At 59.3% G+C, this 24,833-nt stretch carries 24 protein-coding genes and 1 other RNA gene; 16 read left to right on the forward strand and 9 right to left on the reverse strand.

Features of this window, described 5'->3' with window-relative positions; translation table 11 throughout:
* Window positions 1-34: 34 nt before the first annotated feature.
* Complete coding sequence (locus AC13CN_RS12125) at window positions 35-1,135, forward strand: glycosyltransferase family 4 protein (protein WP_054641228.1); 1,101 nt, start codon at window positions 35-37, stop codon at window positions 1,133-1,135.
* Here the strand turns inward: AC13CN_RS12125 and AC13CN_RS12130 are convergent.
* A complete protein-coding gene (locus tag AC13CN_RS12130; RefSeq protein WP_062361512.1) occupies window positions 1,120-1,854 on the reverse strand; it encodes a 3-deoxy-D-manno-octulosonic acid kinase in 735 nt (244 codons plus the stop codon). The genes AC13CN_RS12125 and AC13CN_RS12130 overlap by 16 nt on opposite strands.
* Between AC13CN_RS12130 and AC13CN_RS12135 the strand changes: the two genes are divergently transcribed.
* The 3 genes from AC13CN_RS12135 to waaA are packed head-to-tail and all read left to right on the forward strand — an operon-like array spanning window position 1,853 to window position 5,656.
* The gene (locus AC13CN_RS12135; RefSeq protein ID WP_172515178.1) at window positions 1,853-2,950 is read left to right on the forward strand and encodes a glycosyltransferase family 9 protein; all 1,098 of its coding nucleotides are present in this window, start codon (window positions 1,853-1,855) and stop codon (window positions 2,948-2,950) included. The genes AC13CN_RS12130 and AC13CN_RS12135 overlap by 2 nt on opposite strands.
* The gene (gene hldE, locus AC13CN_RS12140; protein ID WP_172515179.1) at window positions 2,940-4,370 is read left to right on the forward strand and encodes a bifunctional D-glycero-beta-D-manno-heptose-7-phosphate kinase/D-glycero-beta-D-manno-heptose 1-phosphate adenylyltransferase HldE; all 1,431 of its coding nucleotides are present in this window, start codon (window positions 2,940-2,942) and stop codon (window positions 4,368-4,370) included. The genes AC13CN_RS12135 and hldE overlap by 11 nt, the downstream gene beginning before the upstream one ends.
* On the forward strand, window positions 4,370-5,656 hold the full coding sequence (gene waaA, locus AC13CN_RS12145; protein WP_062361500.1) for a lipid IV(A) 3-deoxy-D-manno-octulosonic acid transferase: 1,287 nt from the start codon (window positions 4,370-4,372) through the stop codon (window positions 5,654-5,656). Before hldE ends, waaA begins: the two co-directional genes overlap by 1 nt.
* Here waaA and rpiA read toward each other — a convergent pair.
* Entirely contained in the window at window positions 5,651-6,322 is a 672-nt protein-coding gene (rpiA, locus tag AC13CN_RS12150) for a ribose-5-phosphate isomerase RpiA (RefSeq protein WP_062361497.1), read from the reverse strand. The genes waaA and rpiA overlap by 6 nt on opposite strands.
* A 158-nt stretch (window positions 6,323-6,480) precedes the next feature.
* Between rpiA and ilvA the strand changes: the two genes are divergently transcribed.
* Complete coding sequence (ilvA, locus tag AC13CN_RS12155; RefSeq protein ID WP_062361494.1) at window positions 6,481-7,995, forward strand: threonine ammonia-lyase, biosynthetic; 1,515 nt, start codon at window positions 6,481-6,483, stop codon at window positions 7,993-7,995.
* A 406-nt stretch (window positions 7,996-8,401) separates the two neighbouring features.
* On the opposite strand, the gene AC13CN_RS12160 is transcribed toward ilvA, so the two are convergent.
* From AC13CN_RS12160 to AC13CN_RS12170, 3 genes are all read right to left on the reverse strand, one after another.
* Window positions 8,402-9,052, reverse strand: coding sequence for a 5-formyltetrahydrofolate cyclo-ligase (locus tag AC13CN_RS12160; RefSeq protein WP_233420302.1), 651 nt, complete (start codon window positions 9,050-9,052; stop codon window positions 8,402-8,404).
* A gap of 7 nt (window positions 9,053-9,059) precedes the next feature.
* Window positions 9,060-9,242, reverse strand: a non-coding RNA gene (ssrS, locus tag AC13CN_RS12165) — 6S RNA.
* Between the two features lie 59 nt (window positions 9,243-9,301).
* Window positions 9,302-9,610 (reverse strand): cell division protein ZapA, encoded by a 309-nt coding sequence (locus AC13CN_RS12170; protein ID WP_044628546.1) that lies wholly within the window; start codon window positions 9,608-9,610, stop codon window positions 9,302-9,304.
* Between the two features lie 167 nt (window positions 9,611-9,777).
* Between AC13CN_RS12170 and AC13CN_RS12175 the strand changes: the two genes are divergently transcribed.
* From AC13CN_RS12175 to AC13CN_RS12190, 4 genes are all read left to right on the forward strand, one after another.
* The gene (locus AC13CN_RS12175) at window positions 9,778-10,356 is read left to right on the forward strand and encodes a UPF0149 family protein (RefSeq protein WP_054641223.1); all 579 of its coding nucleotides are present in this window, start codon (window positions 9,778-9,780) and stop codon (window positions 10,354-10,356) included.
* 29 nt (window positions 10,357-10,385) lie between these two features.
* Window positions 10,386-11,723 carry a Xaa-Pro aminopeptidase gene (gene pepP, locus AC13CN_RS12180; RefSeq protein ID WP_062361493.1) on the forward strand — a complete coding sequence of 446 codons (1,338 nt, stop codon included), beginning with the start codon at window positions 10,386-10,388 and terminating at the stop codon, window positions 11,721-11,723.
* Window positions 11,724-11,840: 117 nt separating this feature from the next.
* A complete protein-coding gene (gene ubiH / locus AC13CN_RS12185) occupies window positions 11,841-13,079 on the forward strand; it encodes a 2-octaprenyl-6-methoxyphenyl hydroxylase (RefSeq protein WP_074211231.1) in 1,239 nt (412 codons plus the stop codon).
* 42 nt (window positions 13,080-13,121) lie between these two features.
* Entirely contained in the window at window positions 13,122-14,378 is a 1,257-nt protein-coding gene (locus tag AC13CN_RS12190) for a UbiH/UbiF/VisC/COQ6 family ubiquinone biosynthesis hydroxylase (RefSeq protein ID WP_054641224.1), read from the forward strand.
* Here AC13CN_RS12190 and AC13CN_RS12195 read toward each other — a convergent pair whose 3' ends face one another.
* From AC13CN_RS12195 to gpmI, 3 genes are all read right to left on the reverse strand, one after another.
* Window positions 14,379-15,680, reverse strand: a complete 1,302-nt coding sequence (locus AC13CN_RS12195) for a S41 family peptidase (protein ID WP_483053175.1) — start codon at window positions 15,678-15,680, stop codon at window positions 14,379-14,381. It abuts the gene before it with no gap.
* A gap of 87 nt (window positions 15,681-15,767) precedes the next feature.
* A complete protein-coding gene (locus AC13CN_RS12200; RefSeq protein ID WP_054641225.1) occupies window positions 15,768-16,925 on the reverse strand; it encodes a murein hydrolase activator EnvC family protein in 1,158 nt (385 codons plus the stop codon).
* Window positions 16,925-18,487, reverse strand: a complete 1,563-nt coding sequence (gene gpmI, locus AC13CN_RS12205) for a 2,3-bisphosphoglycerate-independent phosphoglycerate mutase (RefSeq protein ID WP_228219300.1) — start codon at window positions 18,485-18,487, stop codon at window positions 16,925-16,927. Before gpmI ends, AC13CN_RS12200 begins: the two co-directional genes overlap by 1 nt.
* Window positions 18,488-18,741: 254 nt before the next feature.
* On the opposite strand from gpmI, the gene AC13CN_RS12210 reads away from it, so the two are divergent.
* The 7 genes from AC13CN_RS12210 (at window position 18,742) to ruvX (ending at window position 23,484) form a co-directional block, all read left to right on the forward strand.
* Entirely contained in the window at window positions 18,742-19,164 is a 423-nt protein-coding gene (locus AC13CN_RS12210; RefSeq protein WP_074211227.1) for a rhodanese-like domain-containing protein, read from the forward strand.
* A gap of 61 nt (window positions 19,165-19,225) precedes the next feature.
* Window positions 19,226-19,735, forward strand: a complete 510-nt coding sequence (gene secB / locus AC13CN_RS12215; RefSeq protein WP_044628537.1) for a protein-export chaperone SecB — start codon at window positions 19,226-19,228, stop codon at window positions 19,733-19,735.
* A gap of 3 nt (window positions 19,736-19,738) precedes the next feature.
* On the forward strand, window positions 19,739-20,506 hold the full coding sequence (locus tag AC13CN_RS12220; RefSeq protein WP_062375167.1) for a 16S rRNA (uracil(1498)-N(3))-methyltransferase: 768 nt from the start codon (window positions 19,739-19,741) through the stop codon (window positions 20,504-20,506).
* Between the two features lie 138 nt (window positions 20,507-20,644).
* Complete coding sequence (locus tag AC13CN_RS12225; protein WP_062361463.1) at window positions 20,645-21,349, forward strand: CvfB family protein; 705 nt, start codon at window positions 20,645-20,647, stop codon at window positions 21,347-21,349.
* Window positions 21,350-21,418: 69 nt separating this feature from the next.
* Window positions 21,419-22,375 (forward strand): glutathione synthase, encoded by a 957-nt coding sequence (gene gshB, locus AC13CN_RS12230; protein ID WP_044628534.1) that lies wholly within the window; start codon window positions 21,419-21,421, stop codon window positions 22,373-22,375.
* Between the two features lie 67 nt (window positions 22,376-22,442).
* Window positions 22,443-23,000: a YqgE/AlgH family protein gene (locus AC13CN_RS12235; protein WP_062361460.1), complete on the forward strand. Its 558-nt coding sequence runs from the start codon at window positions 22,443-22,445 to the stop codon at window positions 22,998-23,000.
* A 28-nt stretch (window positions 23,001-23,028) separates the two neighbouring features.
* The gene (gene ruvX, locus AC13CN_RS12240) at window positions 23,029-23,484 is read left to right on the forward strand and encodes a Holliday junction resolvase RuvX (protein ID WP_062361456.1); all 456 of its coding nucleotides are present in this window, start codon (window positions 23,029-23,031) and stop codon (window positions 23,482-23,484) included.
* Between the two features lie 12 nt (window positions 23,485-23,496).
* Here ruvX and AC13CN_RS12245 read toward each other — a convergent pair whose 3' ends face one another.
* Window positions 23,497-24,522, reverse strand: coding sequence for an aspartate carbamoyltransferase (locus tag AC13CN_RS12245; RefSeq protein ID WP_044628642.1), 1,026 nt, complete (start codon window positions 24,520-24,522; stop codon window positions 23,497-23,499).
* Window positions 24,523-24,833: the final 311 nt, after the last annotated feature.

Raw genomic sequence — 24,833 nt, forward strand, 5'->3', positions numbered from 1 at the left:
TCAACCGTGTCAACGTCATGGCAGAGAGGTATTAGTGGCTCACCATATTATGCAGGTCTGTATGTCCAAAGGGTGGGGCGGACTGGAGATGTACCCGTCGCGTATTATGCCTGAATTGCAGCGCCTGGGAGTGGTGAACCATGGCCTTGCCATCGCCGGGTCGCGTGTCGCCAGCAGTATAGAGGGAACTGGGGCAAGTGTGTTCACGGTGCCGAGTAACGCCCGAGCACTCCTTTCACTACCCGCGTTGCTGGGTTACATAGACCGACACTGTATCGATATCGTGCACTGCCATAAGTCAAGTGACCTGCGTGTTGCGGCACTGCTCAGCCTCTTTCGTCCTCGCTTAAAGCTGTTTTTTACCGAGCATATGGGAGTGACACGGCCCAAGAAAGGTGTGTATCACCGTTTGGCCTATTCGCGGGTAACCAGAGTCTTTTCGATCAGTCGGGCGACCTATCAACGTAACAAGCAGGCATTGCCCGTCTCGGAGGCGCGCCTTCACTGCCTTGGGCTGGGCGTGAACGTGGATGCCTACCAAGGGGCGGTGCACGCCAAATCAGCGCTCGGCCTTCCTGAGGACGGATGTTTGATTGCACTGCCAGGACGTCTGACGCCCGGCAAAGGGCATGAGGTGTGGCTGGAAGCATTGGCATCGTTGGATCGCCAAGCGTTGTGGTATGGCTTGATCATTGGCGGTGTCACTGCCGATGAAGGGGCTGACGAATCATTTGTGGCGGCGATCAAGCAAAAGGTCGCAGCACTTGGTTTGCAAGAGCGCGTCCACTTTCTCGGATTTCGCCAGGACTTACCCGCGCTGCTCCAGGCCATCGATATCGCGTGTATCCCTTCGCGTAATGAAGCCTTTGGGCTGACCGTCATCGAGGCCATGGCTGCCCAATGTGCTGTCGTGGGGGCCAATAGCGGTGCTATCCCTGAATTGATAGACCAGCAAAGAGGTCGCCTGGCCGACCCGCTATCGGCTGAAGAGTGGTCCGTTGCCCTGAAAGAACTGATCGATGCGCCGGAGACCAGGCGGGTGCTGGGTGAAGAGGCGCGTCGATGGGTGGTCGCGCATATGGCGCTCGATGTGCACGCGAAAAAACTGCTGCGTGAATATCAACTGCCCGAGTGATAGCCCGCCACGATGTGAGTGTGCGGGCGTGCACTGGCAAACTTCACCACAGACCGTTCCAGCCGCTGCAAGTTGCCCGCTTGCCATTTGCCTGGCGGGCGCAGTCGGCAGCGGTCGAGATCGATGAGCCAGGGCTTGCCTGCTTCATCCACCAGAATGTTGCGGGCGTTGAGGTCGACATGGTCCAGGCCTGCTTGGTGAAAACGCTTGATCATTGCGCCAACGCGCATCAACAGTGCCTCGTCTGCCTCTTCGGCGCTCAGTAAGGAGGCGAGCGCTCGGGCGCCCGGGATGCGTACGGTCAGCAGGGCCGCCTCATAGGTCAAACCGAACCGAGTGACGCAGCAGGCCACTGGGCGAGGCACGGGAAGCCCTTGCTCATACAGCGCGGCGGTCAAGCGCACTTCACGAAACGCTCGTGTGCGCTCTGCCCCCAGCCAGACATAGCGTTGCTTGCTGACCTTGGCGATGAGCCCGCCGCGCTGGTAAGGGCGCAGCACCCACTGCTCGTGGTCGCGTGCTTGCAGGAACAAACTGCTACCACGCCCCGGCGCTTCGCCGACTACCAGGCCTCGCGATTGCCAGTAATCTGCCTCGAATAGCACCGTGTTCAGTGGGTGAGTCGGGGAGGACAGTTGGTGTGATGCACAGGCGTCACTTAAACTGTCTACATCATGTAAAATCAGCCCATTTGTCTGCTGGAGTGCCGCTAAGCGCATGAAGCCCTCTCTGCCTGCTCAACCAAACCATATTGCCATTTTGCGCCTCTCCGCATTGGGAGACGTATGCAATCTCGTGCCCACGGTGCGAGCGTTGCAGCGCCAGTGGCCGAACGCGCGCATTACCTGGATTATCGGCAAGGGGGAGCACAGTTTACTGGCCGGGCTTTCCGGGGTCGAGTTCGTCGTGTACGACAAATCGACGGGGCTCTCCGGTATGCGTGCTATCTGGCGCGAGCTGGCGGATACCCGCTTCGATGTGCTGCTGCATATGCAGCAGGCCATTCGCGCCAGCGTGCTCTCGCTCGGGCTTAAAGCCAATGTGCGCGTCGGCTATGACAAAGCCCGCGCCAAAGATGCCCAGCACTGGTTTACCCAACACCAGCTAGCCCCCCACGAGAACGCCCATGTGCTGGAGTCGTTCATGGATTTTGCGCGTCTGCTGGGCGTCGAAGACGACCGCCTAGAGTGGAATCTCGCGGTGCCCGCAGTGGCCTATGAGGAAGCCCGCGCTATTAGTGGCGATGCGCCTTATTTGGTGATTAACCCTTGTAGCAACGCGCGGTTGCGCAACTTCCGCAACTGGTCGGTGGAAGGCTACGCCAGCGTGATTGAACACGCGTGGGTGCAGCACGGTCTTAAGAGCGTACTCACCGGTGGCGGCAGCCCGCTTGAGCGGGAAATGGGTGACCATATCGAAGCGCTCTGCCAGTCAGGTAGCGTGATCAACGCCATTGGCGGCACCTCGTTGAAAGGCGTATTGGCGCTGATCGATAACGCCCGCGCGGTGATCGCCCCGGATACGGGGCCTGCGCATATGGGCAACGCCATGGGCACGCCGACGCTTGGCCTCTATGCCACCACCAACCCTCAGCGGGCCGCCCCCTACTTGTGGCGCGATTTTGCCGTCAATGCTTACCCCGATGCGGTACGCACCTACCTGCATAAATCGGTGGACGAGGTGAGCTGGGGACAGCGAGTACGCCATGCCGATGCCATGGACTTGATCAAGGCTGACGATGTGATTGCCAAGCTAGACGCGCTGTTGGCGCACACCGCAGCGCAGACCACAACAGGACCCTCGGATGAAAGTTGATTTAACCGCCCTGGAACATGCCCGCGTACTGGTGGTAGGCGACGTCATGCTCGACCGCTACTGGCACGGCGACACCTCGCGGATCTCCCCAGAAGCGCCGGTGCCCGTGGTACGCGTGGAAGATGCCGACGACCGCCCCGGTGGCGCAGCCAACGTAGCGCTCAACGTGGCGTCATTAGGCGGCCATGCGGCACTGGCGGGCGTGGTGGGCGAGGATGACAATGCCGAGCTGCTCACCAAACGCCTGGCTGCATCTGATGTAAGCACTCACTTTCAGCGCAGTGCCGAGATTCCCACGATCACCAAGCTGCGAGTGATGAGCCGTAACCAGCAGTTGCTGCGCTTGGACTTTGAGCAGCGCCTCGACAGTGTGGATACCAGCGGCCTGCTGACACAGGTTGAGCAAGCCCTGCCTGAGTGTGACGTGGTGATTTTATCGGACTACGGCAAGGGCACGCTCAACCAAGTGGAGCGGCTGATCGAGATGGCTCGCTACCACGGCAAGCGAGTGCTGATCGACCCCAAGGGCCAAGACTTCACCAAGTACCGGGGGGCCAGCTTGATTACCCCCAACTTAACCGAGTTTGAAGCCGTGGCGGGCCCATGCGCCACCGACGCCATACTGGCCGAGCGAGGCGAAGCGCTGCGTGCTGAACTTGAGTTAGAAGCGCTGCTGATTACCCGCAGTGAGAAGGGCATGACGCTGATTCGTGAAGGCCAAGCACCACTGCACCTGCCCACCCGTGCCCAGGAAGTGTTTGATGTCACGGGGGCCGGCGATACCGTGATTGGCCTGATGGGCCTGGCCCTGGCCGCTAACCATGCGCTGCCGGAAGCCATGATGCTGGCCAACTTGGGCGCGGGCCTGGTGGTGGCCAAGCCGGGTACCGCCACGCTCTCCATTGCCGAGCTTTACACCGCGCTGCATGGCGACAAGCTGGCCGAGTTCGGCGTGATCGAGCCAGCGCCTCTGGTCGATGCCGTTCGCGCTGCGCAGCTGCGCGGTGAGCGGGTGGTGATGACCAATGGCTGCTTCGATATTCTCCACGCAGGCCATGTGGCCTACCTGGAGCAGGCCAAGCGCCTGGGTGACCGGCTGGTCGTGGCGGTGAACGATGATGCGTCCATTGGCCGGTTGAAAGGGCCGAAGCGCCCCATCAACCCGTTGAACCGACGGATGCAAGTGCTGGCCGGGCTCGGTGCGGTGGATTGGGTGGTGCCGTTCAGTGACGACACGCCCGCCGCCCTGATTGAGCAAGTACTGCCGGATATCCTGGTTAAAGGCGGCGACTACCGCCCCGAGGATATCGCTGGCGGCAGCGCCGTGATTGCCAACGGTGGCGAGGTGAAAGTGCTGGGCTTTGAAGATGGCGTTTCCACCACGGCGATGATCAGCTCCATTCTGGACCGCGAAAGTTAATGGCAGCCCCCCGCTGGCCACGGCTGGCCTACTCAGCGGCGCTGTATGGCTTAGCGCCGCTGATTGGCTGGCGCATCTGGCGTGAGCAAGTGCCCACTTACTCACGGCTCCAGCGGCTGGGGTTGTGCCTCGAACCGCTGCCGCCCCCACCGCGCATTTGGTTGCACTGTGCCTCGGTAGGCGAGGTACGCGCTGCCCGCCCGCTGATCGAAGGGCTGCTGGCGCGCTTTCCCCACTATAGCCTGCTGTTGACCACCATGACCGCCACCGGTGCCCAGCAGGCGTTGGCGCTGATAGCAGAACAGGGCGCTACCGATCAGCCTCGTCTTGCCCACCGTTTTCTTCCGCTGGACTTTCCCGGCGCGGCCAAGCGCTTTGTGGCCCGCGTAAGACCTGCCCTGGCCATCCTGTTTGAAACCGAGCTGTGGCCTAACCTGCTCTATGCCTGTCGACGGCAGGCAGTGCCGGTGGCAGTGGTCAACGGCAGGCTATCGCCCCGTGCGTTTAGCCGTTACCAACGGCTGCGCCCGCTGATGGAAAGCGCCCTCGCCAATGTGACGTGGCTGGCTGCCAAGTCGTCACAGGATGCCGAGCGTTTCCAGGCACTGGGGTGTGCGGCTGAATCCACCACCGTGGTGGGGTCGCTGAAGTTTGAACAGGTACTGCCTGAAGAGGCGTTGGCGGAAAGTGAGCACTTACTTCAAGCTTGGGGAGAGCGACCCGTCTGGGTCGCGGGCTCGACCCGCGATGGGGAAGAAGCGCTGCTGCTTACGGCCCACCGGCAGTTGCTCAAACGCTTTCCAGACGCACTGCTGGTGCTGGTGCCTCGCCACCCTCAGCGCTTTGACGAGGTGGCGGCACTGTGCGAGCGCGAGGGCTGGAAGGTCAGTCGCCGTAGCCAGCAACAGCCTGTCACGCCTTCCACTCAAGTGTATTTGGGCGACACATTAGGCGAGCTGTCAGCGCTGTACGGTGCGGGGAGCGTGGCTTACGTGGGCGGCAGCCTGGTACCGCTGGGTGGGCACAACGTGTTAGAGCCTGCCGCACTGGGTAAGCCCGTGCTGTGTGGGCCGTCGCTGGAGAACTTCAGTGATGTTGCCGAGCCGCTGCTGGCGGCCAAGGCGCTGACCGTGGTTGATTCCCCAGAGGCGCTTGCAGGCACCTTGGCAGAGCATATCGCTTGCCCCCAGCGTGCTCGGCAGGCGGGTGAGGCAGGGCAGGCGGTGATCGAAGCCCATCGCGGGGCGCTGTCGCGCACCCTGGATGGGCTTGGCCGCTACTTATAGCGCCGTCCGCTCTACGCCATCAGTCTTGCCCAGCAGCAGTATGTCGGCGCCGCGTGCGGCAAACAGGCCGTTGGTAACCACGCCGACAATGGCATTAATGCGCGCTTCCATGGCGACCGGGTCATCAATCATAAAATTAAAGCAGTCGATGATATGGTTACCGTTATCGGTCACCACCCCTTGGCGATACACGGGCTCTGCCCCCAGCTTGACCAGCTCCCGCGCCACGTAGGAGCGCGCCATGGGAATCACCTCCACCGGCAGCGGAAAGCGGCCTAGCTGTGCCACGTATTTGGAACCATCGGCGATACAGATGAAGCGTTTGGCGCAAGCGGCCGCAATCTTTTCACGGGTCAGCGCTGCGCCGCCGCCTTTGATCATATGTAAGTGAGCATTTACTTCGTCCGCACCATCGATGTAGAAAGGCACGTCGCCCACATGGTTCAGTTCAAACACCTCGATACCCAGGCCTTTCAGCCGTTCGGCACTGGCTTCCGAGCTGGCAACAGCACCTTTAAACCGGTCGCGTAGAGGGCCTAAGCGGTCGATAAATAGGTTGGCCGTCGAGCCGGTGCCGATGCCCAGCACCGTGTCTTTATCCAGGTGAGGCTCTATTTCGCGAATGGCGGCATCCGCCACGGCAGCTTTTAGTTCATCTTGTGTCATGATGGTTCCAGTATCAGGAGAGGCAGTCGCCCTTAGTATAACGACCTAATCGCTGGCTGCCGATGGAAACGCCGCTAGACGTTGCTAGGCGTAATCTGCTACCAATAAAGGTTTTGTTCGCACCCGTCAGGGTCACGTCATTTTTCTGGGATGTCAGCATGCTCGAAGCAACCGTCAAAAAGATCCTCCAAGCCCGCGTTTATGAAGCCGCTTGCGAGACGCCTATTTCTTCCGCTCCCTTTTTGTCGCGTCGTTTCAACAACCAGATTTTGATTAAACGCGAAGATTTGCAGCCAGTGTTCTCGTTCAAAATCCGCGGGGCCTACAACAAAATGGCCCAGTTGACCGATGAGCAGAAAGCCAAAGGCGTGATCGCTGCTTCGGCGGGCAACCACGCCCAGGGGTTAGCCATGGCGGCTAAGCTGATGGGCGTGAAAGCGGTGATTGTCATGCCGCGCATTACGCCGGACATCAAAGTGCAGGCGGTGCGTGCCCGTGGGGCGAAAGTGGTGCTAAAAGGTGATGCCTTTGCCGCCGCCGCCGAGCATGCCCAGGAGCTGATCAAAGAGCACGGCTACACCTATATTCCGCCGTTTGACGATATCGACGTAGTGGCAGGCCAAGGCACCATTGGCGTTGAGATTCTGCGCCAGCATAGTGGCCGGTTAGATGCGATTTTTATCCCCGTAGGCGGTGGCGGGCTGATTGCCGGGGTGGCTGCCTATGTGAAGTACCTTCGCCCGGATATCAAAATCATCGGTGTGGAAGCGGAGGATAGCGCCTGCTTGAAAGCTGCGCTGGAAGCCGGTGAGCGCGTGGTGCTGGACCAGGTGGGCGTCTTTGCCGAGGGTGTGGCGGTGGCGCAAATTGGCGAGGTCCCGTTCTCGCTGGTGCGTGACCTTGTTGACGATGTGATCACTGTTAACACCGATGAGATGTGTGCCGCGGTGAAAGATATTTTTGAAGATACCCGCGCGGTGGCAGAAACATCAGGGGCGCTGTCGCTGGCGGGTCTCAAAAAATACGTTCAGCAAACCGGGGCGGAAGGCGAGACGCTGCTGTGTATTAACTCTGGCGCCAACACCAACTTCGACCGCTTGCAGCATATTGCCGAGCGCACCGAGTTGGGTGAGCAGCGCGAAGCCATTCTGGCCGTCACCATTGCAGAAAAACCCGGCAGCTTTAAGAAATTCTGTCGCACGCTGGGCAAGCGTATGGTTACCGAGTTTAGCTACCGCTACGCTGATGATAGCGAAGCGCATATCTTTGTGGGTGTGCAGGTCAAGCCTGGTGGGGAAGATCGCCAAGCAGTAATTGATAAACTGCGTGAGGGTGGTTATCAGGTAGAAGACTTAACCGATAACGAGTTGGCGAAACTGCATATTCGTCACTTAAGCGGTGGCCGCCCCAGCGAACGTTTTGAAGAGGAGCTTTACCGCTTCGAGTTTCCTGAGCGCCCTGGCGCATTGATGAACTTCTTAACTCAGCTGCCACACGACTGGAACATTTCGCTGTTTCACTATCGTAACCACGGGGCTGCCTATGGCCGCGTTCTGGTGGGCATGCAGGTGCCCAGTGAAGATCGTACCCATGTTGCGGAGTATTTAGACGCGATTGGCTACCGCTACTGGCAAGAGAGTGATAACCCCGCTTACCGGCTCTTTATGGCGTAACACTATGTAAGTGCTTACTAACGGTGCATGCCAGAGCTGCTAGGCAGAGAGGTGTTTGTTGAAACGTTTAATTAAGGGGTCAAAATAGTGCTATTAGCAGTTGTCATTGAGCCCCTTATGGCCCTATAGTCGTGAGCGAAATTAGTGAAGTGGGTCATCTCCTCAAAATGAAAAACTTGGTGACGCACTAAGGGCATTTGGCAACTGTTAAACACGTTGGAGAAGAAGCATGCGGCGTAGAAAGCCTGATATGGTGATGGCGTTAACAGTGGTGTTTTTACTCGGCGTATTAGCCACTGGATATGCGCAAGCGCTGTCGGGGAGTTAACCAACGGTTAACAACAGCGCTAACGGTATCGACGCTGCACCTGCTAGGTGAATCAATAAAACGGGCTGATCATAGCGATCAGCCCGTTTTTGTTGGCCCTGCATTGGTTGGCCGTACAACAGCAGTATCGCTGACTACCGCGTTGAGCGGGATATCCCAGGGTTCGATTGGCAGGGCATCCACCTGTTGGCAGGCATGGGCCACGCCAATCAGCGAGGGCGCAGGCCCAGGGCGACGCATAAAGGCCAAGCTGCGGTCATAGAAGCCGCCCCCCATGCCCATCCGGTTAGCGTATTGATCAAACCCTACCAGCGGCACAATCAGCGTATCCAGCGCCCAGGCAGGCAGCCGATTGTGCCGGTGAGCAGCAAAGCGCGGGCAAGGTTCAGCAATGCCAAAGCGGTTTTTGACCATAGGCGTGGTATCGCCGTAGGCCACAAACCAAAGGCTGTTATCGCTAAAAGGGCGTAAAACAGGCAAGTAGATCGCCACCCGGCGCTGGCGCAGCCAAGGAATTAACGGCGTGGGGTCGATCTCACCGTTGACCGGCAGATAAAGACTAATACGCTTGGTGCGGCGGATTTCAGGAAGCTGTTTTAAACGCTGGCAAAGTGCCAGAGCCGCCTGCTTTTGCTGTTCGGCGGTGAGAGTGCGGCGTCGGCGTTTTAATTCTCGACGTAGTGCAGGCTTATCGCTAGGCGTGGTGTGGGTCATAACGCGGTAGGCCATTAAAAGAGTGTTCCCCAGAATGCCGCTGTCGTTCTGGCCCTGAACCTACTGGTTCAGGTGGGTGGCCGCAGCCAAACCGTCAGGCTTTCCGACGCACGGACATGCACACGGGTCTGGCTAGCATTTGGCCCCCTGGGTACTGCGCATAGGCTCGAGGGACTATAACGACTGGCGTACACCCCAGAGAACACCGCTATCCTAACAGAGCCACCGCTAATGCCAAAGTATCGGTTGAAGATGTTGAAGGGCTTAAGGCTCTTTGCGCGGCCGAGTGCCCGCAAGTGCTCGCTCAAGCCGATCATTTAAGCGGTTGAGGTTGGCTTCTCCGGCGCGGTGCTCATCCAGCGCTTCCAGCAGCTCGTGGGTAATATTTAGCGCCGCCATAATCGCGATACGCTCGCTGCCCAGCACGCTGCTTTGGGCATGAATGCCGTGCATGGCGCGGTCCAAATAGCGAGCAGCGCGTTCAAGCTGGACTTCTTCGCCCGTGTCGCAGGCAATCATATAGCTGCGACCCAGTAGGGTGATCTCTTTCGTTGGCCGCTTTGCGTTACTCATCAATGGCTCCAGCACGGGCCAGCAAGGGGCCCGATGCGTTAACATCACTACATAGGAAGGATAGACGGGGTTCACTATAAGAGAGCCGCTTGTGCGGGGTCAACGCGCAGGCTCGCCCGCCTATCCTCGTGGTCTTATCTTTACACTGTATAAAGCGAGCATGAATCATGTCATTGATTGACGAGCGCCAGGACTTTTCTGACATAGCGGATGTATTTTTACTTCACGGTAGTATGCAGTCTCCTGCGTTTTTGGATGGACGGCTGTGCGGCTTATTGGCTCTGCGGGACGTGACCGCCGAGGCGTGGCTGGAAGAAGTGTGTCTCAGCTTGGGGGTAGAGCAACCCCGTGACCCGGCCAGTGCCGAGCGGCTGCTAGGCTGGCGTCGTCAAACCCTAGAAGCGCTGAGCGCTAGCGACCTGAACTACGCGCCATTACTTCCCGATGAGCTGTTCTCTTTGGCAGAACAGGCCCAAGGGCTGAAAGAGTGGACACTTGGCTTTATGGAAGTAGTGGATGAAGTCGCCGATGACACCCTTCGGGAGCGTTGGTCGCAAACGCTGAAAGAAGCGATTGATGATCTGGAGGGCCTTGGCCAGATGGAGACCGATATCGACGATAGCACGGAAAACGAGAACGACCTGTTTGCTTTAACCGAGCATGCCCGAATGGCGGCCATGTTGCTGTACACCGAACAGCACCCGGGTAAGCCACAGGTAGAGCAAACCGACGCCCCCGTTCATTGAACCTACTTCACGCTTGCATAGGAGCCGTTATGCTCACGCCACTGCCTCGCCCTGCTGCTATTCAACCAGACGAGTATCGTCGGCGCCGAGAGGCGCTGATGGCACAGCTGCCAACCAGCGCCGCGCTGGTGGTGCCTGGGGCGTCGCTCGTCACCCGCTCCCACGACAGCGAATACCCTTTTCGCCAGCAGAGCGACTTCTACTATCTAACGGGCATTCAAGAGCCTGACGCGCTGCTGATACTGCTACCAGGCCGCGCTGAAGGGCAAAGTGTAGTGTTCTGCCAAGACCGCGACCCCACCATGGAAGCCTGGACCGGCCGACGACTAGGAGCGCAGGGCGTTGTCAGCCTGCATGGTATCGACCAAGCGTTCGAGAACGCTGAGCGCGACGACCTGCTGGCAGAGCTGCTGGATGGCCGTGAGCTGCTCTATGCGCCGCTGGATAACCCCGACGCGGTGAGCATCGCTGAAGAGGCGCTTGCCCATGCCCAAGCGGGCATGCGCCGAGGCAGGCCCGCACTAAAAGGCTGGCTGGATAGCCGCCCCTTGATTCACGAGATGCGCCTCATCAAAAGCCCCGCTGAAATTGCTTTGCTGCGTCACGCAGCAGCCATTTCAGCCCAGGCCCACGTACGCGCTATGCGCACCTGCCAAGCCGGGCTAAGTGAGTACCAGCTTCAGGCCGAGCTGGAGCACACTTTTGTGTGGCACGGCGCTAGCGGGCCTGCCTACGGCACGATTGTGGGCGGCGGCGCCAATGCCTGTGTGCTGCACTATATTGAGAACAGTGATGTGCTGGAGGAGGACACGCTGGTACTGATTGACGCTGGTGCAGAGTTTGATCTCTATGCGGGCGACATCACGCGCACCTTCCCGGTGAGTGGGCGCTTTAATGATGCTCAACGGGCGCTTTACCAAGTGGTGTTAGATGCCCAGGTGCGTGCGGTGGATGCCATTGCGCCTGGCGCTACGCTAGCGGATATCCATCAGGGCGTGGTGCATGACCTAACGGCTGGCCTGATTGAGCTGGGGCTTTTAGAGGGAGACGTTCAGGCGCGCATTGATGACGAAAGCTATCGGCGCTTTTACCTCCATTCCACTTCTCACTGGTTAGGGTTGGATGTACACGATGTGGGCACCTACCGCTTGGACGAAGCGACGCCGCGCCTGCTTGCCCCAGGCATGGTGCTTACCGTGGAACCTGGGCTCTATATCCCTGATGAAGACGATATTCCCGCTGCCTATCGCGGTATCGGCATTCGTATTGAAGATAACGTTGTGGTTACCGAACAGGGGCATGACATTCTCACTGATGGCGTGCCGAAACTGATAGTAGAAATAGAGCAGTTAATGGTTAAGAAATAACCAGCAAAAACGGTCTGTTTTTTTGTTTATGTAAACTACGTTACGAAATTACGTTTAGCCAAGGTGCTTATCGTGTAAGTGCGCTATATAAGCGCGTATTGTGATGAGGAGAAGCCAATGCATGGGGCAGAACAGGTAACGCCTGCACAGCAGCAGTCGCCTACCCATGACATCGTGATTGTGGGCGGTGGGCTGGTGGGTGCTAGCTTGGGCTGTGCATTGGCACCGCTGATTGAGCGCTATGGCTGGCGCGTCGCCATCATTGAGGCCAATGCGCTACCGCAGAGCGCCGAGGAAACGACGTGGCAGCCAAGCTTTGATGCCCGCGCCAGCGCCATTGCTGAAGGCTCGGCACAGCGCTTTCGACAGCTAGGCGTGTGGGAAGCGATGCAGGTCGAGGCCACACCGATTAATCGTATTCATATCAGCGAGCGGGGCCGTTTGGGCGCGACGCGTCTTAATGCACAAGAGCTAGGCGTCGCTGCCTTGGGTCACGTGATACCCAACGCTTGGATGGGACGCGTGTTGCATCAGAAGCTGCAGCAATTACCCATTGAGTGGCACTGCCCAGCTGCGGTGGCACAGGTGACTCCCACGGCCAGCGGCCACCATTTGCGGCTTTCCGATGGCAGCGAGCTAACGGCCGCGCTGACCATTTTGGCCGATGGCGGCCGCTCGGGGCTGAAGGAACAGCTAGGGATTGCTAGCCGCCGCCACTCCTATGAGCAGACGGCGGTCATTGCCCATGTGGGCATTAGCCAGCCCCATCAAGGGATTGCTTACGAACGCTTTACCTCCGAGGGACCCATCGCGCTGCTGCCACTGCCGGGGCAGGCTATGGAGCTGGTCTGGACCCATGCCAGCGGTAGCGAGCAAGCACGATTATCGCTACCGGATCATGCCTTCTTGAGCCAGCTTCAGCAGGCGTTTGGCGACCGAGTCGGGCGCTTTACCCGCATTGGCCAGCGGTTTAGCTATCCGCTTTCGCTGGTCACCGCAGAAGAGCCTGTGCGCCCCGGCTTAGCCGTGCTGGGCAATGCGGCCCATGCGTTGCACCCGGTGGCTGGCCAGGGCTTCAATTTAGCGCTGCGTTCAGTGATGGATTTGGTTGAAGCGCTCTCCCAAGGTGCTCAGCAGCAGCACTCCTTGGGAGATATGAGCACGTTGCAGGCGTTTGAGCGCCGCCGCGCCCAAGACCGCGCCAATGTGATCCGCTTTAGTGACGGCTTAGTGCGGCTGTTTGGTTACTCATTGCCGCTGCTGCCCCACGCCCGTGGCGCTGGGTTGATCGGCCTTAATTTGATTGGCCCGCTGCGCCGTGGCTTGGCACGCCGCGCGATGGGCCTGGAGCGCTGACGCTCTTATCAGTGCCCTCAATGACCCAAGCCAAGGAGTGTTATGACAACGCAATCACAAGCAGCTAAGCCGCCCGTCACGCGTTTCGATGCGGTAATTGTTGGCGCGGGTATGGTGGGCGCTGCGCTGGCCGGGCTACTGGCAGAAGCGGGAATGCAGGTGGCGCTGGTGGAAGCCAAGGCATCGCCGCTGCGCCTGGATGACGTCGCTGGCGAGATTCCTGCCCCCCGCGTTAGCGCGCTGACCCCGGTGTCCCAACGGCTGCTCACGCATTTGGGCGTATGGCCCGCCATGGCGGCGGCAAGGGTAACGCCTTACCGCTATATGCAGGTGTGGGATGCTGAGGGTAGTGGCCATATTCACTTCTCGGCGGACGAAGCGGGCACCGCCGTGCTCGGCCATATTGTAGAAAACGATGTCACACAGGCCGCGCTGAATCAGCAAGTTGCCAAGCAGCCGACCCTGACACGCTTCGATGGCGTCAGCGTATCGGCGCTACAGACGACTGCCAGCGGCCGCTGGCTGGTACTGGAGGACGGTAGCCAGCTACAAACGCCGCTGGTGATCGCTGCCGACGGCGCACGCTCTGCCTTGCGAGCGCTAGCAGGCATCTCGGTGGCGGAGGAGTCCATGGAGCAAGAGGCGGTTGTCACCACGGTGCGCTGCGCACAGTCCCACGGCGCTACCGCTCGCCAAGCCTTTATCGGTGGTCGTCCGCTGGCTTTCTTACCGCTCACTGTCAATGGAGATGATCGCTTCTGTTCCATTGTATGGTCCACAACGCCTGAGCATGCCTGTGAACTCACCGCTTACTCTGCTGAGGCACTGGGGAAGGCCCTTGGCGAAGCTTTCGACCATCGCCTGGGCGATGTCATGCCCGTGGATAGCGCCTATCGGTTTCCGCTGGTGCAACGCCACGCCCAGCATTATGTGCAGCCCAACTTGGCTCTAGTAGGCGATGCCGCCCATAGCATTCATCCGCTGGCCGGGCAGGGCGTTAATTTGGGATTAATGGACGCGGCGGTATTAGCCGAAGAGGTGGTGGCGGCATGGCGCCGGGGTGCCCCTTGGGGTAGCTTGGCCACGCTGAGTCGCTATGAGCGCCGTCGGCGCTTGGATAACACGGCCATGCTGGGCTTAATGAAAGGCTTTAAGGTGCTGTTTGGCAGCCATCAGCCAGTGTTTACGCTGGCGCGCAACCTGGGGATGAGTGGCATGAACCAGCTCGTGCCGCTTAAGCGTGTGGTGATGCGGCAGGCGACCGGAGAGCGGGGCCGCCTGCCGGCGTCGTGCCGCTAGCTAGCCGCGGCGGCGATCCACCACGTTCAGCGCTTTCAGCAGGTTAAGGGCTTCGCTGAGCTGGTAGTCGTCGCGCAGCCGCTGAGACATGGCGGCGCGCTCCGGGGGCATATCGTCTTGGCTGCTTAAGTGGCCGTCTAGATCTGCTTCGCGAATTTCACGACGCCCTTCCGCGACTTCCAGACGGCCGCGTACCACCTCGACATCCGGCTCGATGCCTTGCGCCTGGATCGAGCGGCCATTCGGAGTGTAGTAAAGGGCGGTAGTGAGCTTCAAACCTTCGCCGTTGCCCAACGGCATGATCTGCTGTACCGAGCCCTTACCAAAGCTTTCAGTGCCCATGATGACGCCCCGGCGCTGGTCTTGCAGAGCGCCTGCGACAATTTCAGCCGCTGATGCGCTGCCGCTGTTGATCAGCACCACGAGCGGTATGTCGCCAGCGGGCGTATCCGGAGAGGCAGAAAACGACATTTCGGTATCCGAGAGTCGCCCTTCGGTATACACAATCAGCCCTTCATCCAGAAAGAGATCCGTCACTCCGACCGCCGCCTGAAGAACGCCACCGGGGTTATTACGCAGATCCAGAATTAAACCTTCCAGCGGCTGATCGCGCATCATGCGCTCAATGGCTTGGCGCGCCTGTTCGGGGGTACGTGACTGAAACTGGCTGATACGCAGGTAGCCGTAGCCTGGCTCCAGCGTTTCATGTTTGACACTCTCACTGCGGATCACTTCACGGGTGAGCGTGAACTCGCGGGGCGACTCTTCACCTGAGCGCAAAATAGTTAAACGCAGTGGCGTGCCGGGTTCGCCGCGCATTAAGTTGACGGCTTCCTGCAGCGATAGGCTATCGGTGGGGGTGCCATCGATGGCGACGATAATATCCTGAGACAGCAGGCCGGCCCGTGAAGCGGGCGTGTCATCAATGGGCGTGACGACCATCAGTTGGCCATTCTGGGTGCCCACTTCAATGCCGATACCGCCAAACTCACCTTGGGTAGACTCTCGCAGGCTCTGATACTCCTCCTCGTCTAAATAGGCCGAGTGAGGGTCTAGCTCGTTGAGCATGCCGCGCATGGCATTGCGCAGTAAGGTGCGGTCATCCACTTCTTCTACATAGCTGCGTTTGATGCGCTCGAATACTTCCGCGAACGTTTGAATCTCTTCTAGTGGCAGGTCGTCGGCAACGCTGTTCGCCGGTTGGGCTGCCAAGGGTAGCGGGGCAGCCAGTAGCGCGAGCGGAAGCAGGGTAGCCAAGAAGCGCTTGGCAGGGGCCGATACCTCGGTAACAGATAGCGTCATGCGGACTCCGCTAGGCGAAAGGCAGCGCCAGCCGCGCTGCTCAGGTTGAGACGTTCATCATAAAGCCACTATCACCAGCTTATCCCGTCAACGGCGCGCAATCCAACGTTGCGGATTAATTGGTTCGCCGCTGTGGCGCACCTCAAAGTAAAGCGAGGGGCTGGCTTGGCCGCCGCTACTGCCTACACGGCCAATTTCATCGCCACGGCTCACTTGCTGCCCCGGGCGGGCGCTGAACTGCTGCAAGTGGGCGTAGAGCGTCATGATCTGGTCACCGTGGTCGATGATCAATAAGTTACCGAACCCTCGCATCCAGTCGGCAAACACCACACGGCCTGAATGAACCGCCGTGACTGCCGTGCCTTCGCTGGCCTGAATCACGATGCCGTTGTAGTGAACCCCGTTCCGCCGCTGAAAGCTGGCGGTGATGCTGCCTTGCACGGGCCAAGGCAAATCGCCTTGGGTGCGGGTGATGTTGGTGGTAGGCGTGGGCTCTGCCAGCCGCGCCAGTTCGGCTTGAATCGCGCGGAGCTGCTGCTCGGCCTGTTCGCGGCTCTGGCTGAGATCGGCCAGGCGGTCGGCTTCGCTCTCGTAACGATCATCCAGCGTGGTCACGACGCTGCGCCGCTCCTCGGTACGGCGGGCCAGCAGCGCGCTTTGCGCTTCCAGTTCGTCCGCCAGGGCATCCAGCCGGGTCTGGCGCTCGGCCAGCGCCTGCTCGGTATCCACAAGCGCGGTATCCAGACGGGCGATATCGGTCAAGCGCTGCTGGCGCGCCTGTGTTAGCCGGTTTAAGTAGGCCTGCATGCGGTCAAGTTCAGCGGGATCGCTTTGGTTGAGCAGCAGCTTCAGCTGGGGCGTTGGCCCCAGCCGGTAAAGCGCGGCAAGCTGCTGACCTAGCGCGGCGTACTGGGCATCGCGTTCACCCTCTAAGCGTTCGCGGTGCTGGCGTAGCTGGGTGGTTTCATCGGCGAGCTGGCGTCGCTCGGCCTGTAGCTGGTCCAGCCGCTGGTGGGTCTGGGCCAGCTCTGTTTCCACTTCCCTTAGCTCTTGCTGGGCGCTGTCCCGCGCTTGGTCCGTGGCGCTCAGCCGCTTGACCATAGCATCAATTTCTTGGCCGATGGCGTCAAGTTGCTCTCTGGCAGCCTGTTCGTCCTGTTGTGCCATCGCCGTTGACGAATAGCCCAGCGTTAGCAAGGCCGTCGTTAATAAGGCCGTTCGAGCTAGCCGTTGCCACATGGGCATTACTCGAAGCGCAGCAGCGGAGTTCCGGTCATCGCCTCAGGCTGTGGCTGATTCATCATGGTCAGCAGCGTGGGGGCAAGGTCACACAGGCGGCCATCTTCGAGCTGGGCGGCGCGCTCACCAACGTACACTAGCGGCACCACAAAGGTGGTGTGGGCAGTTTGCGGTGCACCGGTTTCCGGGTGAACCATCTGCTCGGCATTGCCGTGGTCGGCAGTGATCAGGCAGGCACCGCCCGCGCGCTCAATCGCTTCCACCACGCGGCCAACGCAAATATCGACGGTCTCAATCGCTTTCACGGCGGCGTCGAAATCCCCAGTGTGGCCTACCATGTCGCCATTGGCGTAGTTGCACACCATGAGATCGAAACGGCCGCTATCAATGGCTTCTACCAGCTTATCGGTAATCTCATAGGCGCTCATTTCCGGCTTTTCGTCGTAGGTTTTCACATCACGAGGCGACGGCACCAGGATGCGCTCTTCACCTTCGTACTCAGCTTCGTTACCGCCGGAGAAGAAGAACGTCACGTGGGGGTACTTCTCTGTTTCGGCAATCCGCAGTTGGGTGAGGCCGCGCTTAGCGACCACTTCGCCTAGGGTGTCGGTTAAGTCGATGGGCGGAAACGCGGCTGGCGCGGCGATGTCCGCTGCGTAACGCGTCATCATGACCAAGCCATCACCGGCAAGCGTTGGGCGCGCACGGCGCTCAAAGCCGGTGAACTCTGCATCGGTGAAGGCGCGGGTCAGCTCACGAGCGCGGTCGGAGCGGAAGTTTAGGAATATCGCTGCGTCGCCATCTTGTAATGTGATGGCGTTACCGTTAATCGGCACGCTGGTCGCCGCCACAAATTCGTCGGTTTCGCCGCGCTGGTAGGCGTCGCGTAGTCCGCTTTCCGCGCTGGTGGCGGTGTGATCGGCGTGGCCGTCGGTGAGCAGGCGGTAGGCTTGTTCAACGCGCTCCCAGCGGTTGTCGCGGTCCATGGCGAAGAAGCGGCCAATGATGGAAGCCACAAAACCGTTATCGGCACCGACCAGTTCTGAAAGGCGAGCGTTGGCGCGCTCGATAGACGCCAGTGCGCTTTGCGGCGGCATATCCCGGCCATCTAGAAAGGCGTGCACGTAGATGCGCTGGGCACCGCGCCGCGCTGCCAGCTCGGCCATGGCGATAAAGTGGTCTTCGTGGCTGTGGACACCGCCTGGAGAGAGTAGGCCCAGCAGATGCACGGCACGGCCATTGGCGACTGCTGCGTCGATAGGCTTGGTGAGCACCTCGTTGGTATCCAGGTCGCCATCTTCAATGGCTTTGGTGATGCGCGTGAAGTCCTGGTAAACGATACGCCCGGCACCCAGGTTCATATGGCCGACTTCGGAGTTGCCCATCTGGCCGTCGGGTAGCCCCACATGACGGCCATCGGTATGCACGAAGGCGTGAGGGCGGTTGGCCCATAGCGCGTCCATCACTGGGGTGTTGGCCGCAGCGACAGCGTTGTAGGCGTTGTCGGGGTTGTGGCCGTAGCCGTCTAGGATAATCAGCGCAACGGGGCGCGGTGCAGGTGTTGTCATTGAAAATTCCCTCGTATTTGAGTCAGCCAAGCGACGTGAGGTGCAGTTTGAAACGCTGGTGAGGGCGGCTCAGCCAGTTTTCAGACAACACCTGATAATCGGGGTCGCGACAGGCGCGCGCTTGGGGCATCATAACGCAGGCAGCCGTCGGGCGTCATGGCCTGCGCGGTATGCCCTGTGACGTGTATACTTGTCGCGTTTCTGAGGGCGGTTAGGCCGCTTTTTTCTGCATAGACCAAGAGATTGTGTTCGCGATGATCGATCAGCTGTTCGAATTCGTAATGAACCACCCCCTCCTCGTGGGGGCATTTTTGCTGGTGCTCATAGCGTGGATTGTTTATGAAACGCGTAGCGCCTCCTCGAATGCGGTGTCCTCTACCCAGGCCACTCAGCTCATCAACCGCGAAGACGCGGTGGTGCTGGACATTCGTGAGAGCAAAGACTTCAAAGCCGGACATATCGCTGGCGCTCGCAACATTCCCCAAAGCAGCCTGGATAGCCGCATGAACGAGCTGGAGAAAGTGAAGAGCCAGCCGATCATCGTGGTGTGCAAGCATGGTCAAAGTTCGGGCGCTGCCCAGGCAAAGCTGGAAAAAGCGGGCTTTGAACGGGCGATGAAGCTGCGCGGCGGCATGATGCAGTGGCAGGCCGATGGTCTTCCCGTAGTGAAGAAGTAAACGACGAAAGCGGCCTCTGGGCCGCACGCTTTTTTATTGAATGAATAACGAGGAGTCTCCCATGGCGGAAGATAACAACACCCCGCAGGCAGGTGCCGCAGAAGGCGAAAAGCCCCAGCTGAAATTCTCTTTACAGCGTATTTACGTGAAAGACATTTCCTTTGAAGCGCCGAACTCTCCTTCTGTGTTCAAGCAGGCGTTCAAGCCGAAGGTGAATCTGGACCTGAACACCACCAGCCAGAAAGTGGCCGACGACCAGTATGAAGTGGTCGTCAAAGTGACCGCGCAGGTCAACGACAGCGAAACTGGCACCACCTCGTTTTTGGCAGAAGTCGAGCAGGCGGGCCTGTTCCGTATTTCCGGCATCGAAGGCGCACAGCTTGAGCAAACGCTGGGTGCGTTCTGCCCTAACCTGCTGTTCCCGTACGCCCGTGAGTGTGTTGACAACCTGGTCAACCGTGGAGGTTTCCCGCCGCTGATGCTGGCGCCGGTCAACTTCGAAGCCATGTACGCCCAGCGCAAGCAGCGCGAAGCGCAGCAGGCAAGCCAAGCGGCTGAGAACACGCACTAAGCTATGTCGGGTTCGCTAAACGCCGCTGGTTGGATCGCGCTACACGGCAAAATGCCGCGTCTCTATGTGCCTGCTGAGCTGTCAGCGGGCGCTACCTTAACGCTACCTGAGGGCCCTGCTAAGCACGTTACCCGCGTGCTGCGCATGGGCGAAGGCGCGCCGCTGATCTTGTTTGATGGCGCAGGCCAAGAGGCGGGTGTTCGGCTGGCGGAGGTGGGGCGTAAGCACACCACTGTTACTGTTGAGGCGGTGTGGTCAGGCAGTGGCGAGTCGCCGCTGGCGGTGCATCTTGGGCAAGCGATTTCCAAGGGCGACCGCATGGATTACGCCATTCAAAAAGCCGTTGAGCTTGGTGTGGCGGCGATTACCCCGCTGTATACCGAGCGGGGCGATGTGCGTTTGAAAGGCGACCGCGAAGAGAAAAAGCTGGCGCACTGGCAGGCCGTGGCGGCCAGTGCCTGCGAACAGAGCGGCCGGGCAGTGGTGCCGCCTGTTCACCCTCCGCAGGCGTTAGGTGAGTGGCTGGCCGAGCGCCAAGAGCCGCTGCGCTTGATGCTGCACTTAGCGACAGGTAACGGCTTTGCTCAGCCAGAGCGTCCCGCGTCCGCCGCACTGTTGATTGGCCCAGAGGGCGGCTTAAGCGATACGGATATTCAGGCCGCTATCGCCAGCCACTTTACGCCACTGACGCTGGGGCCACGGGTGCTACGCACCGAAACGGCTCCTGTGGTCGCGCTCACGCTGCTGCAGCACCACTTCGGCGATTTGTAAGCGCTTACTATCAAACCGCTGCCGTGTTTGTTGCGGCGGCGGTTTTTTTGTACCCAGCGCTGGCGTCATTCGACGCCGCTTTGCCTTGCCTAGGCAAGGTACCATAATGAAGATCTACTTCTTGTAAGGACGGCACCCATGGTCCGTGAGTCACACTCCACCCCCCGATCCGCCAGCGATGCATCTGCCCAACTGGGCGATGTGGCCTATTTAACCGTGACGGCGGTGAACAGTACCGGAGCCTTTCTGCGTTGGGGGCAGCCCAAAGACGTGCTGCTGCCCTATAGCGAGCAGCGCTTTCGTCCCGACCCCGGTAAGCGGGTGCTGGTGATGTTGTATAGCGACGACCAGGGGCGGCCGGTCGCTACCATGCGTCTTGACCGTTTTTTAACGGACGATGCCTGGGCATTAGAGAAAGGCGACGAAGTCGATGTGGTGGTAGCCGACCGCACGGACTTAGGTATGAAAGTAGTGGTCAATCACCGCTACTGGGGGCTGATCTACCAGGACGATATTACTCAGCCACTGCGCCGTGGGCAGTCGCTGAAAGGCTTTGTGAAACAGCGCCGCGAGGATGGTCGAGTGGATATTTCACTGCTACCGCCCGGCGCGGCCCGCCTGGATGTGGTGGGTGATAAAGTGCTGAAAGCGCTGCGTGAGAGCGGCGGCTATCTGCCGCTGGGTGATAAAAGCTCGGCGCACGATATCAAAACCCGCTTGGGAGTTAGCAAGAGCGCTTTTAAGCAGGCGATTGGCCGTCTCTATAAGCAGCAGCTAATCACTCTGGCGCCAGATGCGATCCGCCTAGTGCCCGGTGCGCTCTCCGACCCGGCGGATCAATAGCCGCGGTTGGAGCCGTGCCTGCAGTGCGGCATACTGATGACTTATTGATCCTGCATGGACTGTATTTCGATGAGCCAATCAACGTTGCATCTCGGTGTGGTGATGGATCCCATCAGCGACATCGCGTACAAGAAAGACACCACCTTAGCCATGCTGTGGGCCGCTCAAGAGCGCGGCTATACGCTGCACTACATGGAGCAGGACGACCTGTTCTTACAGGCGGGCAAAGCCTACGCGCGGATGCGTCCACTCACCGTGCACCGTAACCCAGAGCACTGGTACGACCTGGGCGAGGCGATTCAGCGTCCGTTGGCCGAGCTGGATGTGGTGCTGATGCGGAAAGACCCGCCGGTGGATGCGGAGTTTATTAACGCGGTGCATCTGCTGGGCTTTGCCGAGCGCGAGGGCGTGCTGGTGGTAAACCCCACTGCTGCGCTGTTGCAGTGTAATGAGAAGCTCTTTGCCCAGCAGTTTCCCCAGTGCTGCGCGCCGACGGTTGTGGCGAGCCGTGATGATGTACTGCGCGCCTTTCATGCCGAGCACGGCGATGTGATTTTCAAGCCACTCGACGGCATGGGTGGCACGGGCATTTTTCATATCGGCCCCGATGGCCGCAATATTGGCGCGGTGATTGAGCAACTGACGCTGCGTGGCCAGCGCCAAATCATGGCTCAGCGCTACCTGCCGGAAATCAAGGATGGCGATACGCGGATTCTTTTGGTCGATGGCGAGCCGGTGCCGTTTGGCCTAGCGCGAATCCCTTCGGCGGGCGAAACCCGCGGCAATCTAGCCGCAGGCGGTCGCGGTGTGAGCCGCGAACTGACCGAGCGCGACCACTGGTTGATTCAACAGGTGCAGCCGATGATTCGTGAGAAGGGTCTGATGTTTGTCGGCCTGGATGTCATCGGTGATTACATTACCGAGATCAACGTCACCAGCCCCACCTGTGTCCGTGAGATCGACGATCAACGCGGCACCGATATTTCCGGAATGCTGTTAGACGCTATCGAACGTCGCTTGGCCTAATCGGTGAACGTTCTATTCGCCAAATGACGTAAGGCTTGCCGAGCCATCGGCAAGCCGTAGGAGACGCATGCAAAGCTTAAAACACCACTTTTTGATGGCGCTGCCCCACATGGAAGACCCTAATTTCACGGGCAGCCTGATTTATTTATGTGACCATGACCACAATGGCTGTATGGGCGTGATTGCCAACCGCCCGCTGGAAATTACCCTGGATGCGCTGTTTGAGCAGCTCTCACTCGGCGGTGACGACAGTCCCCACCGTAATGCGCCGGTCTACTACGGCGGCCCCATGCATAAAGATCGCGGCTTTATTCTTCACGTTGGCGACAGCCAAGCGTGGGACTCCAGCATCCAGGTGGAAGATGGCATTGCGCTCACTACCTCCATGGATATTCTCCAAGCGCTGGCGGATGGCACTGGCCCCGAACACTTTCTGGTGTGCTTAGGCTGTGCAGGTTGGGAAGTGGGTCAGCTAGAGGATGAGCTGAAAGAGAACGCCTGGCTAACGGTAGAGGGCCAAAGCAGCGTGCTGTTTGATACGCCTCCAGCCGAGCGCCTTACGGCCGCCGCCGGTATTCTCGGGGTTGATTTAAACCTAATGACGCGCAACGCAGGGCATGCATAAGCGTGCGGTTGGATGAGGCGTAAGTGGGATGGCAGATAACGGGCAGCGCCTGATCTTGGCGTTTGATTTTGGAACGCGGCGCATTGGCGTCGCCGTGGGTAACGAGCTGCTGCGCAGTGCGCGGGAGCTGACGCCGCTGCCCGCCCGTGACGGCATTCCTGACTGGAACGTGGTCACACGCCTTATTGAAGAGTGGCAGCCAGATCTGTTCGTCGTCGGCTTGCCGCTCAATATGGATGGGACTGAGTCGCTTATGAGTACCCGGGCGCGTAAGTTCGGCAATCGCTTGCATGGCCGCTACGGCAAACCCTGTGAGATGGTCGATGAGCGTGGCTCGACTCAAGAAGCCAAGCGGATTGCCCACACGGCGGGCCACCGAGGTAACTACCGAGAAGAGAGCGTAGACGGTATTGCCGCGGTGTTAATTTTGGAAGGTTGGTTCGCCCACCAGGAAGGCCTTCCTGGCGGACGGAGCGCTTACTAATCCACCGCCGTATTAACGGTCCAGGGTGCCAGTTTGGGAAGGCACGAACCAGCGGACCGGGCGCAGGTCTTTCTCAATCAGGTCATCCACTTTTAGCAGCGTGGCAAAAATCGCCATCCGCATGGGGATACCATTATCGGTTTGGCGGAAAATCGCCAGCCGTGGATCGCCGTTCAAATCGACGTTCAAATCATTAGCGCCTGGGCGGCTATCGCGGGGAAGCGGGTGCATCACGATCGTGCTTTGGCTACAGCGCTGGTCAAGAAAATCACGGTTGACCATAAAGTCGTCGGAAAGCCCCTGGAAACTCTCGTTCATTTCATCCGTAAAGCGCTCTTTCTGAATGCGGGTGGTGTACACCACATCCAAATCGGCAAAGTCACTGGCCAGTGAGTCGCGTTGCTCAATGCGATGCCCGCGAGAAGCCACTAGATCAATTAAGTAAGAAGGCATCTCCAGCCCTGGTGGCGACACCAGCGTAATACGCAGCGGGTCATAGAGTGACAGCAGCTTAATCAGCGAATGCACCGTGCGACCGTATTTCAAATCACCGGTCAGCAGAATATGCGCCCCGCTTAAGCGTTTGCCTAATCGCTGAAACTCCTTATCAATCGTATAAAGGTCCAGCAGGGCTTGGCTTGGGTGCTCGCCTGGGCCATCGCCACCATTAATGACGGGCACATGGGTGGCGGCGGCGAATTCGGCTACCGAACCTTGGTCTGGGTGACGCATCACAATCGCATCGCAGTAGCCGCTCATTACACGGCTGGTGTCGTAAAGCGACTCGCCCTTGGCCATGGAAGAGAAGGTAAAGCCTGTGGTGTCGCACACGCTTCCCCCCAGTCGGCAGAACGCGGCATTAAAGCTCACCCGTGTGCGAGTACTCGCTTCAAAAAACAGGTTGCCCAACACTGCACCTTCCAACACCCGCGTGACTTGGCGACGGCTAGCAATCGGCTCCATGCGTGCCGCCACGCGTAACAAGTGATCAACGCTCTCGCGGCTTAATGAATCGACAGTTAATAGGTGCTGGCTCATCATGGACCTCATCTTTAGTGGGCGTGGGTGAAGGTGGCGCTGTATAAAGTGCTAAGTGTAACCGCCAAACTAGACGTGCCGAAGCGGTTTCCATTGCTCTATAAAAGAGGGCAAGTAAGGCGGCAGAAACTTTTTTCGACTATTTGATAATTAGCGCTTGCCAACCCGGCCGCGAATCCGTAAAGTACGCATCCGCTGCCGGGGACGCCAAGCGTTACCAGCGGTGAAGGAGGTTGAAAACCTCTGGTTTGTCAGGAAGTTAGAGCCGTCTTGTTGTTTAGATCGCTCGCTTCACTCGCTGAAAACAGCGG

The sequence above is a fragment of the Vreelandella sp. L-25 genome (assembly GCF_056857535.1).